Raw genomic sequence first — 12812 nt, forward strand, 5'->3', positions numbered from 1 at the left:
ATAAAAAGTTCATCGCCGACGGGTAAAAAGTCCGTGCTTTACAAAAACTTTCATTTTTTTACGGCGTTCACATTGGGATTGATAGCAAATGAAGAAAAGCACACTGGCCATGATCCTCTCCACGCTGACGCTGGCATCTGCCGCGCAGGCTGCCGAAATCTATAACAAAGATGGCAACAAACTGGACTTATACGGCAAAGTTAAAGCTGAGCACTACATCAGCGATAATGCCAGCCAGGATGGAGACAAGTCCTATACCCGTATCGGCTTTAAGGGTCAGACACAGATTAACGACCTGATGACCGGTTATGGTCAGTGGGAATATCAGTACAACGTCAATAACTCCGAAGGCAGCGACGCCAACAACGGCAACAAAACCCGCCTTGGGTTTGCTGGTCTGAAATTCTCGCAGTATGGTTCGGTCGATTACGGTCGTAACTACGGTGTGCTGTATGACGTTGAGGCCTGGACCGACGTGTTCCCGGAATTCGGCGGTGACGGTACAGCCCGTTCCGATAACTTTATGACTCAGCGCGCTACCGGTGTGGCGACTTACCGTAACAACAACTTCTTTGGTCTGGTCGATGGGCTGAAGTTTGCGTTGCAGTATCAGGGTAAAAACGACGCCACCAGCGCCAACACCCGCACCGACATCAACCGTCAGAATGGCGACGGCTACGGTGCCTCACTGGGCTATGCCCTGGGTGATTCCGGTGTGAGCCTGATGAGTGCCATCACCTCTTCTGACCGTACCAACCAGCAGCAGGCACGCGCCTATGGCGGCGGTGACCGTGCGGATTCCTGGGGTGCAGGCGTGAAGTATGATGCCAACAGCGTCTACCTGGCGGCGATCTATACCGATACCCGCAACATGACACCAATCAGCGGCACCAACCGTAACACCGGTGCTACCGTCGCGGGCGCAGCCAACAAAGCGCAGAACATCGAACTGGTGGCGCAGTATCAGTTTGATTTCGGCCTGCGTCCTTCCATTGGCTATGTACAGACCAAAGGCAAAGATATCGAAAACGGTATCGGCGATGCGGATCTGGTGAAATATATCGACGTGGGCGCGACCTACTACTTCAACAAAAATATGTCCGCCTTCGTTGATTACAAAATCAACCAGCTGGATGATGACAACGCGCTGTCGATTAACAACGATGACGTGGTCGCGATGGGTGTGACTTACCAGTTCTGATTTCAGGCTAATGCCGCACAGCATAAGCTACAGAATGTGTGAGCATGAAAAAGGGCACGTTTTTCAACGCGCCCTTTGCTTGTTGTATAAGCGAACCGCCCAATCAGGCGCTCAGCTTCACCGGTTTCTCATCGAAATCGCTGGCCGGAATCAGATCCAGCTCGAACTCTTTCAGCATCGCTTTCAGACGGGTATGGAAATTCCGTAAGGTCTCTTCCACGCGCGCCGTATTCTCTTTGCCTTTGATGGTTGCCACCGACCAGTCACCCTCTTTATCGAACAGACCGATATGGTAGACATAGGTAAAGTGGTCAGCCTGCGCTTCCAGCTCCATCCACCAGCCCCAGAACTCACGCAGTTCCGGTGCCGGTTTCACATTAACGCAGGCAGCCAGGCAGTCGAAAAAGAACCGGGTTTCGCCACATTTCCCATCGCGAATATAAGGCCCAAGCTCCGTAAAGCGCTTAAGCAGGCGACTGCGGGGATGACCACTTGGTAACGTCATGCTGAATCTCCATAGATTTTGACCGCTATACAGCCTTGATTTTCCGGACGGCCAGGGGATGTCATGTTTCGCTTAACGGCAGCCCGGAAGAATTCCGCTACTAGTTGTAGCAAATACTGTAAATTTTGCCAGTTACCTTTTTAAACGCTTCTCCAGCCAGTCGCAAATTTCATTCAGCGCCTTGTCGAAACTGGCCATCATCGGCTTCACCGGAATCAGCAACGCTTTGCCATCTGACGAAGAGTTAGCGATCAGCTTGCTCTCCTCTTCCGGGCTGAAAAGATCGTTTTGCCAGTAGCCCGACAGCATGGGTGTCGGCGTCCGGCGGCCCAGCAATCCCTGAGTTTTCAGCGAATATCGATTGAGTTCGGTACGCAGCGCACTGTCAGAAGCGGTTGCCATGCCCAGCCGGCTCGCCAGCATATCCATATACATATCCGGGATCTCATCCTGCAACGCTGTCTGCGTCAGCAGCGCATGCACAATCGGGCCAAGACAGGCGACCCCACGCAGCCGCTGCGATTCCAGATAGGCCAGTCGCACGGCCACGTTAGCGCCAAAGCGATAACCAAACGCCGCCACGCGGGTATGGTCGATCCAGGGCACGTTTTTCAGATCGCGCAGCACCTGCTGATGCAGAAAGCTGGTGTCCTGACTCAGCGTCCATTTCACCGAGTTGCCTACCGACGGCACATCAATGGTCAGCATGGCGATGCCGCGCGGTGCAAGGTAATCATGGAACAGGCGATAGTGATCGCTCTGTAATGAGTCGAGCGCGCCACAGAACAGCACGGTGGGATAAGGCGCTTCAACGTCAGGCGGCATGTGCAGAAAGCCGTTAACCGGGCTGCCACCCTGAATGGCGAACGTCAGCGGTTTCAGCTCGCCCGGCAGGCGTTGAGTCGCCTCTTCATAGGCGCGGTTCGCCAGCGTCTGCGCCTGGTCGGCCAGCTCATCCCCTTTTATATAGGGATAGGCCGCAACGCTGTAGAGATGCGCCGCGTGTAACCAGTAGTCGCCCGCCTCGCTGTCGTCGGTGGCCTCCAGCGCTTTCTGCTGCCAGATACCCGCCTGTTTACACCATTCGAAATGCCAGTTGCCGCCGCGAAAACCGATTACAGTGTCGAGCAGCGTCTCATCAGTATGTTCAACATTGCTGATGGCAATCCGAGCCAGCACTTCGCTGATCTCCTGCGGCGTCAGGCCACGCCATGTCCACATCAGCTTATTCAGCATACGATACCAGCCACGCTGGCTGTCACCATCCAGGGCTGAGTGGACATCCGAAGTAGCATGATGGTGGCGGCGAACCAGGGTTGAGGTTTCAGGATGTTTAAAGCGCGGTTTGAACAACTCCTCGCTGAGATTTTTGCTCGACATACTCACTTCTCCTGCAACAGAAACGGCGATGGCTAAGTGTACTGTACGGCAATTCGGGGTGCGAGGCACAGAAAGCACAACGCCCGGAAAACCGGGCGTTGTCTGATGCATATCAATCAGCTTTTAACAATCGGCGGGATGTAGACCACGCCCATATCCCACGGCTGCTCGATCCAGGTATCCTGCGGAATATCGACAATATAATCATCAACCAGTGAGCGACCGGCCGGTTTAGCGAAAATGGTGCAGAAACGCGCTTTCGGGTACATCTCGCGAATCGCCTGGGCGGTGCCGCCGGTATCCACCAGGTCATCGATCACGATAAAGCCTTCGCCGTCGCCTTCTGCGCGCTTCAGAACTTTCATTTCGCGCTGATGATCGTGGTCATAGCTGGAGATGCAGACGGTATCGACGTAGCGGATACCCAGTTCACGTGCCAGCAGCGAAGCCGGTACCAGACCGCCGCGGCTCACCGCGATAATGCCTTTCCACTGTTCAACAGGAAGCAGCCGCTGGGCCAGTTTACGGGCATGAATCTGAAGCATGTCCCAGGTAACGACGTATTTTTCGCTCATAGAATAGAAATCCCAGCCAACCGAGGTGGCGTAAAAATGTGCAACGGGGAAAAGGTTGCGCGAGATTATAAGGAGTTGACGCACTAAAAACCAGCACCCGCGCACTGGTTGCGGCTTTTTAGCGCGTCTGAGAGCGCACCCGGTAGAAAACAGTGATATTCTCGGGCCTGGCTCGTCAGATTCTCTGACGGCGATTTTTCACTGGAAACTCGCGATGTCCGGCCTCGCCGGTACACTGACACAGGAGACCTGTCGTGTCTGAATTGTCTCAACTCTCTCCACAGCCGCTGTGGGATATTTTCGCTAAGATCTGCTCTATTCCCCATCCCTCTTTTCACGAAGAAGCGCTGGCGAGTTACATCGTCGGCTGGGCCAAAGAGCAAGGCTTCTGGTGTGAGCGCGATCAGGTCGGCAACATCCTGATTCGTAAGCCCGCCACCGCAGGCATGGAAAACCGTACCCCAGTTGCGCTGCAGGCGCATCTGGATATGGTGCCGCAGAAAAATAATGACACCGTTCATGACTTCACCAAAGATCCGATTCAGCCCTGGGTTGACGGTGAGTGGGTGAAAGCGCGCGGCACCACGCTGGGCGCGGACAACGGCATCGGTATGGCTTCTGCGCTGGCAGTACTGGCTGACAACAGCCTGACGCATGGCCCGCTGGAAGTGCTGCTGACCATGACTGAAGAGACCGGTATGGATGGCGCATTCGGTCTGCAACCCAACTGGCTGCAGGCAGAAATCCTGATCAACACCGACTCCGAAGAAGAAGGTGAGATCTACATGGGCTGCGCGGGCGGTATCGACTTCGTCACCACCCTGCCACTGACCCGTGAAGCGGTGCCTGCTGAATTCCAGACCCTGAAGCTGACGCTGAAAGGCCTGCGTGGCGGTCACTCCGGTGCCGATATTCATATGGGCCTCGGCAATGCCAACAAACTACTGGCGCGCTTCCTGGCGGCACACGCTGCTGAACTGGATCTGCGTCTGCTGGCCTTCAGCGGCGGTACGCTGCGCAACGCGATCCCGCGTGAAGCCTTCGCTACCGTGGCGGTCGAGAGCCACAAAGCGGATGCGCTGAAATCAGCGGCGGCGCACTTCCTGAGCGCCATCAAAAATGAGCACGGCATCAAAGAGCCGAACATCGCACTGGTCACTGAGCCGCTGGCGCATCAGGGTAATGCTCTGAACGCTGACAGCCGCGATCGCTTCCTGAACCTGCTCAACAGCATGCCAAACGGTGTGATCCGCAACTCCGACGTGGCGAAAGGCGTGGTAGAAACCTCACTGAATATCGGTGTGGTGACCATGGAAGCCGATCATGCAGAGATCAACTGCCTGATCCGTTCGCTGATCGACACCGGCCGCGATTATGTGGTGCAGATGCTGACCTCACTGGGCCAGCTGGCCGGTGCACAGACCAAAGCGAAAGGCGGCTACCCAGGCTGGCAGCCTGATGCGGACTCCGCCATTATGGCGCTGACCCGTCAGACCTATATCGCGCTGTTTGATAAGACCCCGAACATTCAGGTGATCCACGCCGGTCTGGAGTGTGGTCTGTTCAAAAAACCGTATCCGGAGATGGATATGGTATCGATTGGGCCGACCATCACCGGGCCGCACTCGCCGGATGAGCAGGTTCACATCGAAAGCGTTGGCCTTTACTGGAAACTGCTGACCACCCTGCTGAATGTGGTGCCAGAAAAGTAATTCTGTCACAAAAAAAGTAAACCAGGCTCCGGCCTGGTTTTTTTATGCCTGTGACTTTCCCCCAGCATAATTCGCTGCCTTTTCCGCCCTTTACCCCGCTATTCCGCCGCTTTCCCGCGCTTCGCTGGTTGTAGCCGCCATTATGTCCAGATGTCTGGATGGCTAATAAGATTTCGTGCTAGCTTATGCGCTTTCGGCTGTTGCCGCGCCTGAAGGTTCAGGAAAAAATGCGGCCAGTGATTCTTCAGGAGAGTAATGACATGCCAGGGTTAAACTGCCTTGAGATGCGTAACATCTCCATCGCTTTTGGCGGGTTTGCCGCGCTATCGTCGGTGGATTTCCGCAGTGACGGCCATTCAGTACATGCACTGACCGGCGCTAACGGCGCGGGCAAGTCAACGCTGATGGCGATCCTTTCCGGTGCGCACAGCCACTACAGCGGCGAGATCCTGCTGGATGGTGAGCCGGTCTCCATCCGTACGCCGCGTGATGCGAAACGGCTGGGTATTCATCTGGTTCAGCAGGAAGTGGACGTGGCGCTGGTGCCGCAGCTCAGCGTCGCAGAAAACATTCTGCTGGATCGGCTGGCAGAGCCTGGCCACCGCTATCGCTGGGGCGAGGTTCGGCGTCAGGCGCGGGCGCTGCTGGCTCAGCTCGACGTGGCGCTGGACGTCAACCGGCTGGTGGAGCGCTGTACCCTGGCTGAAAAGCAGCAAATTCTGCTGGCGCGCGCGCTGTCACACCACTGCCGCTTTCTGATTCTGGATGAACCCACCGCCCCGCTGGATCAGCATGAAAGTGAGCGGCTGTTTGCTGTGGTGCGTCGCCTGCAGGCCAGCGGCATCGGCGTGGTGTTTATCTCTCACCGCATCCATGAACTGAAAGCAATCTGTGACCAGCTGACGGTGCTGCGTGATGGCCGGTTGATCGAAACCGGCCCGATGGCGGCACTGAGCGGTGAGCAGATCGTGGAGAAGATGCTGGGGCATCAGCTCACCGATATCTTCCCGGCCCGTCGTGCGCAGCAGACTCAGCCGCTGCTGCTGGCGATTGACGGTCTTCATGATGAGCAACTGCTGCAGGATATCTCGCTACGATTGCACAAAGGGGAAATTCTGGGCATTGCAGGCCTGGCCGGTGCCGGTAAAACCGAACTCTGTAAGGCGCTGTTTGGTGCCAGCAAAAGCCGCGTCAGTCGCGGTGAACTGCATGGCCAGCCGTGGCAGCCCCGTTCGCCGCATGACTCCGTCAGTCGCCGCATGGCGCTGGTGCCGGAGGAGCGGCGCAAAGAGGGGATCTTTATTGATGAGTCGGTGGCAATGAACCTCAGCGTCAGCGCAGACGACAGCTTTTCGCGCTGGAGCCTGTTTGGTCATCGCCAGGCATGGCGCTGGGCGGAGCAGGTTATCCAGCAGTTGCAGGTGCGCACCACCGGTCCGGCACAGACGCTGCGCCGTCTCTCCGGCGGCAATCAGCAGAAAGTGGCGATAGGCAAATGGCTGCGCAACAACGCCGACGTGCTGATTTTCGATGAGCCGACGAAAGGCGTCGATATCAAAGCCAAAACCGAACTCTTCACCCTGATCGATAACCTGGCGCGCGAGGGGAAAGGCATCATTTACGCGTCGGGAGAGTTTTCTGAACTGGTCGGTTTATGCGACCGGATTTGCGTGCTCTGGGATGGACGCATTGTGGCCGAACTGGCTGCACGCGACGTCACCGAAGAGACGCTTTTGCTCTATTCCACCGGAGGAACCCCTGCGTGAGCAGCAAAGAAACCAGCCTGAATCTGACAGCCTCGCCGTGGCGTCACCAGTTGTTCGACTTTCTCTATAAATGGGGCATGTTGCTCACGGTGGTGATCCTGATCGCCGCCTTTGGTCTCGCCTCCGACAGCTTCCTTGAACCCAACAACATCATCAATATTCTGCGCTCAATTGCCATTGTCACGGTGATTGCTATCGGCGTCTCGATCTCGCTGACCGTTGGCGGCTTTGATCTGTCGGTCGGATCGACCGCCTCGCTGGCCAATGCACTGGTGATTTCACTGTTTGTCTGGTACGGCTTCGGCACTACCACCGCCATTCTGCTCACCCTGGCGCTCTGCACCCTGGTCGGGCTGTTTAACGCCTTTCTGATTGTGATCCTGCGCATCCCCGACATGCTGGCAACGCTGGCGACACTGTTCGTGATTCAGGGTGTGGCGATGACCTACAGCTTTGGCGGATCGATCACCGAGAACATGGTGCTGCCGAGCGGTGATATGGCGGAAGGCACCATTCCGGCGGCGTTTGGCCTGCTCGGCCAGGTGCCCACCATCGTCATCATCATGCTGGTCGTCACCGTCGCCGCGCAGCTGGCGCTCTCCCTGACTAAACATGGTCGCCGGATGTATGCGCTGGGCGGCAATCCGGAAGCGGCGCGCCTCTCCGGCATCCGCACCACCCGCTATCGGGTGCTGGCTTATATGATCGCCTCACTGCTGGCCGGCCTGGGCGGCATTCTGCTCGCCTCGCGTATCGGCTCCTCGCAGGTGAACGCCGGTAGCGGCTACCTGATGGACGCGGTCGCGGCGGCGTGGATCGGCTTCTCACTGGCGGGTTCCGGCAAGCCGAATGCGCTGGGCACGCTGGTCGGCGCGGTGATCCTCGGCGTGCTGCAGAACGGTCTGGTGATGCTCTCTGTTCCCTACTACGCCATGGACATTATTAAAGGGCTGGTGCTGGCTTTAGCACTGGCGATCACCTATATCCAGCGCCGCTGAGGCGCGTTTACCGGAGTTGATAACAATGCAAAAAATAACACTCTCGCTGCTGGCCCTGAGCCTGCTGAACGCCAGCGCCGCCTTCGCGGATACCGTCACGCCGGTGCCAGCGGCTATCGCCAGTCATGATGGCCCGATCCGTATTGCGGTGATCCGCAATCTCGGCTCCGATGACAACACCACCCAGTTTGTTGCCGGTGCCATTCAGCAGGGTCGCCAGCTTGGCTTCAAGGTCAGCACCTTCCTCAGCAATGGCGACGATGCGCGCTTCCAGGATTTCGTGAATCAGGCGATCAGCCAGAAATATGACGGCATCGTGCTGTCGCACGGTAAAGCGCCCTACGCCAGCGGACTGGTGAAGCGCATTGCCGATGCAGGCATTAAGCTGTCGGTGTTTGATACGCCGGTGGATAGCCCGATCCCGGGCGTCACCGTCACCGCGCAGGATGACGCTTCACTGGCGCAGCTGTCGCTGGGCCAGCTCATCCATGATTTCAACGGCAAGGCGAACATCGTCAAGCTATGGGTTGCCGGTTTCCCGCCGATGGAACGTCGTCAGGTGGTGTATGAAAAACTGCTGAAAGAGAATCCGGGCATTCATCAGCTTGAGTCGATTGGTGCGGTTTCAACTGACGTTCAGGGCGACACCGCCAATAAAATTGGCGCGATTCTGGCGAAATACCCGAAAGGCAAAATCGACGCCATCTGGGGCGCCTGGGATGCCTTCAGCCAGGGCGCTTACAAAGCGCTGCAGGAGAATGGCCGTACCGAGATCAAGCTCTATAGCATTGATGTCTCGAACCAGGATTTGCAGCTGATGCGCGAGAAAAACAGCCCGTGGGTGCAGACGGTAGCGGTGGATCCTAAAACTATTGGCGCGGTGAATATGCGTCTGGTGGCGAAGAAAATTGCCGGTGAAGAGACGCCAGCGACTTATCAGTTTAAAGCGGCATCAATCTCTCAGCAGCAGCTTAACAGCCAGCCTGGCGCGGTGAACGTCGCGTCACTGAACAAGATCATTCCGGGCTGGGGCAGCAATGAGGATTTCGTTGCCCCGTGGTTTGCGACCCTGGCGGCGAAATATAAGAAGTAATCGGATGTCAGCCTTGCCGGTCGGTGAGGCTGACGGTTACAGACCCAGCAGCAGCTGACGCTCCAGCTGGGGATCCACCATAGTCACATGTAATCCCACCAGCCGCACGCCGCGCCCGGCACGACGCTCATCCCAGGTTTTACGGGCGATGGCAATCATGTCCTCTTTATTCAGCACCGGCCAGATATGCTCCTGGGTCGTCTGCTGAAAATCACTGAACTTCAGTTTGACGCCCTGACGCGCCACCTGCTTGTCAGGTCGGATCTGCGTCAGCCGGCGATCCAGTTCGGCGTAGAGAAAATCGATAATTTCCAGGCAGGCATCCCAGTCGCTGATATCTTCCGCCAGCGTCCGTTCAACCCCCAGCGATTTACGCTCGCGCTCAACGATCACGCTGCGGTCATCAATGCCATTACTGCGCTCCCACAGCACCCGGCCAAACTTGCCAAAGCGCTTTAACAGCAGCGCTAAGTCCGCCTTCTGCACGTCGCCACAGGTTACCAGCCCCATCTCTTCCAGCTTTTTGGCCGAGACCTTGCCGACGCCAGGGATCTTCGCCAGCGGCAGAGTCAGCAGAAAACCGGACATCTCCGGCGGGGTAATCACGAACTGGCCGTCCGGCTTATTCAGGTCAGAGGCGATCTTCGCCAGAAATTTAATCGGGGCGATGCCCGCTGAGGCGGTAAGCCCGGTTTCACGGTAGATGGTGGCACGGATCGCCTGCGCCATCAGTGTGGCAGAGCCGTGACAGTGGGGGCTGTCGGTGACATCCAGGTAAGCTTCATCAAGGGAGAGCGGTTCAATCAGCGGCGTATAGCGGGTAAAGATGTCGCGGATCTGCGCGGAGGCTTCTTTATAGGCGTCGAAGCGTCCTGGCAGCAGACGCAGATGCGGGCATAACTTGAGGGCCATGCCGGTTGGCATCGCGCTGCGCACGCCAAATTTGCGCGCCGGATAGTTGGCGGTGCTGATCACGCCGCGACGTTCGCGGCTGCCACCAATGGCGATCGGGATGTCGCGCAGCTGGGGATTATCACGCATCTCCACCGCGGCATAGAAGCAGTCCATATCGACATGAATGATTTTACGCATACCCCCTCCGGCACTGGATAAGTATACAGTTGGCAGGGGTAACTGCAATATTTGTCGCGCTGACGATTAAAGTTTACAAATTTCTGGTCGAATATCCTTCAGTAAATCGCGAATTTGGCTGACGCCGTCTTGCTAAAAAAACAGACAATGTTTAATGTTGCGCTGCGGTAGCGGACAGTTCCGATAATGCAAACAGAGACGCACATTTTGCGTCATGTTCTCTTCACCTCAAGGTACACACAGCATGGGCAAAATCGCACTCCTGTTTGCGATGATTTTACTGCCAGCCCTCAGCATGGCAATGACACCCGAACCCGTCTCAACGGCACCGGTCAGCAAAGAATTAAAGAAGCAGTTACTCGGCACCCCGGTCTATATCCAGATCTTCAAGGAAGAACGCACGCTCGAACTCTACGGCAAAATCGGTAACGAATACCGCCTGCTGGACACCTACCGCATCTGTAACTTTTCTGGCGGCCTTGGCCCGAAACGCCGTGAAGGCGATTTCAAAAGCCCGGAAGGTTTTTACAACGTGAAGCTGAATCAGCTGAAGCCGGATAGCCGGTTTTATCGCGCGATCAACATCGGCTTTCCGAATCAGTACGATCGTAATCAGGGCTACAGCGGCAATTACCTGATGATTCATGGCGACTGTAAGTCGATTGGCTGCTATGCCATGACTAACGCCTATATGGATGAGATTTTTACCTATGTGAATGCCGCACTGCGTAACGGCCAGCAGGATATCAGCATCAGCATCTATCCATTCCGCATGACCGACAGCAATATGCAGCGTCACCGCTACTCCACCTATGCCAGTTTCTGGCAGCAGCTGCAGCCGGGATACGCTTACTTTGCTAAATATCATCAGCCGCCGATGGTTAATGTCGCCAGCGGTAAATATGTGATGAACAGCAGCCCGGCACCGGTTTTAGCCAGTCCCGAAGCCGCTTCACGTTCATTCCTGGCGCTCTCCAAGGCAGAATAACGCCCATTCACCTGGCACAATCCGCTGCCAGGTTTCATTGGCCGTCAGTGGCTGCGTAGCAATCACCGTCACCACGTCATGCGGCGTGGTGTGCTGCTGAAAATCGACCTCCACATCCTGATCCAGTAACTGCGCCCGGCCAAAGGGTGCGCGGCGGGTGATCCAGTAAAGATTGGTGGAGCAAAAGGCCATCAGATAACGGCCGTCTGACAGCAGCATGTTAAACACGCCCTTCTGCCGCAACGTGCCGGCAAGCTCCCCGATAAAACGAAATACCGCAGGCCAGTTGCCTGGCGTGCGCGGATAGCGCGTCGCCAGCTGATGCAGGATCCAGCAGAACGCCTTCTCACTGTCCGTTTCGCCCACCGGCCGGAATGTGCCAGTCTCCAGCTGCCGATAGCCCCTGAGCTGCCCGTTGTGCGCATAGGTCCAGTTACGGCCCCACAATTCGCGGGTAAACGGGTGGGTATTTTCCAGCGACACCTGCCCGCGATTCGCCTGGCGGATGTGCGCCACCACCGAATGCGATTTGATCGGATACTCCTGCACCAGACGCGCGATCGGCGAGTTAAAGCTCGGCAGCGGATCTTTAAACGTACGACAACCTTTATCTTCGTAGAAGGTAATGCCCCAGCCATCTTTGTGAGGCCCGGTTCCACCGCCACGCTGAACCAGACCGGTAAAGCTGAAACAGATATCCGTGGGAACATTGGCGCTCATCCCGAGCAATTCGCACATAGCCACCGCCTTAGAGTAAGCGGCCTCCCGTCAGGCGGGAGGCCAGCGCAGTTACTTCACCATCTCTTTTTCGATCAGCAGCATCAGGATATGGATCACTTTAATGTGGATCTCCTGGATGCGATCGGCATAACCAAAGTGTGGCACCCGGATTTCAATGTCGGCACTGCCTGCCATCTTACCGCCATCTTTACCGGTCAGGGTGATCACTTTCATCCCCTGCGCACGGGCAGCTTCAATTGCTTTAATGATATTGGCAGAGTTACCGGAAGTTGAGAGGCCCAGCAGCACATCGCCCGGACGCCCTACTGCTTCCACATAGCGTGAAAAGACATAGTCATAACCAAAGTCATTACTGACGCAGGAGAGATGGCTGACATCAGAGATGGCAATCGCCGGATAGCCAGGACGATTTTCGCGGTAGCGACCGGTCAGCTCTTCAGCGAAATGCATCGCATCGCAATGTGAACCGCCGTTACCGCAGGAAAGCACCTTGCCGCCCGCCTTAAAGCTGTCAGCCAGCAGCACCGCCGCACGCTGGATCGCATGGATATTGGCCTCGTCGCTGAGGAATTTATTCAGCGTATCAGCAGCTTCATTAAGCTCAGAGCGGATAATGTCCTGGTACATAGGGATGTCCTTTTTTAGGAGAGGTTAATCGCAGCAAGTTTAACGGAATGGCCGGTCAGCGCAAAGCGTCATGCCATGGCTGGCCAGGCAGTGGCGGCGATTATCGCTGCAGCGGGTGATGCAAAAATGGACAG

At 56.4% G+C, this 12812-nt stretch carries 12 protein-coding genes; 6 read left to right on the forward strand and 6 right to left on the reverse strand.

What is annotated here, in order from left to right:
* Window positions 1–88 precede the first annotated feature (88 nt).
* The gene (ompC, locus tag ACX8ZY_RS15700; protein ID WP_010255197.1) at window positions 89–1201 is read left to right on the forward strand and encodes a porin OmpC; all 1113 of its coding nucleotides are present in this window, start codon (window positions 89–91) and stop codon (window positions 1199–1201) included.
* Between the two features lie 103 nt (window positions 1202–1304).
* On the opposite strand, the gene crl is transcribed toward ompC, so the two are convergent.
* The 3 genes from crl to gpt all read right to left on the reverse strand — a co-directional run bounded on the left by crl (window position 1305) and on the right by gpt (window position 3661).
* Entirely contained in the window at window positions 1305–1706 is a 402-nt protein-coding gene (crl, locus tag ACX8ZY_RS15705; RefSeq protein ID WP_003851176.1) for a sigma factor-binding protein Crl, read from the reverse strand.
* 132 nt (window positions 1707–1838) lie between these two features.
* Window positions 1839–3086: an esterase FrsA gene (gene frsA, locus ACX8ZY_RS15710; protein ID WP_010255196.1), complete on the reverse strand. Its 1248-nt coding sequence runs from the start codon at window positions 3084–3086 to the stop codon at window positions 1839–1841.
* Window positions 3087–3202: 116 nt separating this feature from the next.
* The gene (gene gpt, locus ACX8ZY_RS15715; protein WP_009091894.1) at window positions 3203–3661 is read right to left on the reverse strand and encodes a xanthine phosphoribosyltransferase; all 459 of its coding nucleotides are present in this window, start codon (window positions 3659–3661) and stop codon (window positions 3203–3205) included.
* A 254-nt stretch (window positions 3662–3915) separates the two neighbouring features.
* Here gpt and pepD point away from each other — a divergent pair, with 254 nt between their 5' ends.
* From pepD to ACX8ZY_RS15735, 4 genes are all read left to right on the forward strand, one after another.
* On the forward strand, window positions 3916–5373 hold the full coding sequence (gene pepD / locus ACX8ZY_RS15720; RefSeq protein ID WP_158131972.1) for a beta-Ala-His dipeptidase: 1458 nt from the start codon (window positions 3916–3918) through the stop codon (window positions 5371–5373).
* Between the two features lie 260 nt (window positions 5374–5633).
* Window positions 5634–7139: a sugar ABC transporter ATP-binding protein gene (locus ACX8ZY_RS15725; protein WP_031292786.1), complete on the forward strand. Its 1506-nt coding sequence runs from the start codon at window positions 5634–5636 to the stop codon at window positions 7137–7139.
* Entirely contained in the window at window positions 7136–8137 is a 1002-nt protein-coding gene (locus ACX8ZY_RS15730) for an ABC transporter permease (protein WP_158131974.1), read from the forward strand. Before ACX8ZY_RS15725 ends, ACX8ZY_RS15730 begins: the two co-directional genes overlap by 4 nt.
* 25 nt (window positions 8138–8162) lie before the next feature.
* Window positions 8163–9230 carry a sugar ABC transporter substrate-binding protein gene (locus tag ACX8ZY_RS15735; protein WP_010255186.1) on the forward strand — a complete coding sequence of 356 codons (1068 nt, stop codon included), beginning with the start codon at window positions 8163–8165 and terminating at the stop codon, window positions 9228–9230.
* A 36-nt stretch (window positions 9231–9266) separates the two neighbouring features.
* Here the strand turns inward: ACX8ZY_RS15735 and dinB are convergent, their stop codons facing one another.
* On the reverse strand, window positions 9267–10322 hold the full coding sequence (dinB, locus tag ACX8ZY_RS15740) for a DNA polymerase IV (RefSeq protein ID WP_031590388.1): 1056 nt from the start codon (window positions 10320–10322) through the stop codon (window positions 9267–9269).
* 244 nt (window positions 10323–10566) lie between these two features.
* Between dinB and dpaA the strand changes: the two genes are divergently transcribed.
* Entirely contained in the window at window positions 10567–11310 is a 744-nt protein-coding gene (gene dpaA, locus ACX8ZY_RS15745) for a peptidoglycan meso-diaminopimelic acid protein amidase (RefSeq protein ID WP_010255183.1), read from the forward strand.
* On the opposite strand, the gene ACX8ZY_RS15750 is transcribed toward dpaA, so the two are convergent.
* Both ACX8ZY_RS15750 and lpcA read right to left on the reverse strand, forming a co-directional pair.
* Entirely contained in the window at window positions 11281–12048 is a 768-nt protein-coding gene (locus ACX8ZY_RS15750; protein WP_010255181.1) for a class II glutamine amidotransferase, read from the reverse strand. The two genes, dpaA and ACX8ZY_RS15750, sit on opposite strands and share 30 nt — an antisense overlap.
* Window positions 12049–12099: 51 nt before the next feature.
* On the reverse strand, window positions 12100–12678 hold the full coding sequence (lpcA, locus tag ACX8ZY_RS15755) for a D-sedoheptulose 7-phosphate isomerase (protein ID WP_010255178.1): 579 nt from the start codon (window positions 12676–12678) through the stop codon (window positions 12100–12102).
* Between the last annotated feature and the right edge of the window lie 134 nt (window positions 12679–12812).

It is taken from the genome of Pantoea sp. XAF26B01_ASV70 (assembly GCF_054512635.1).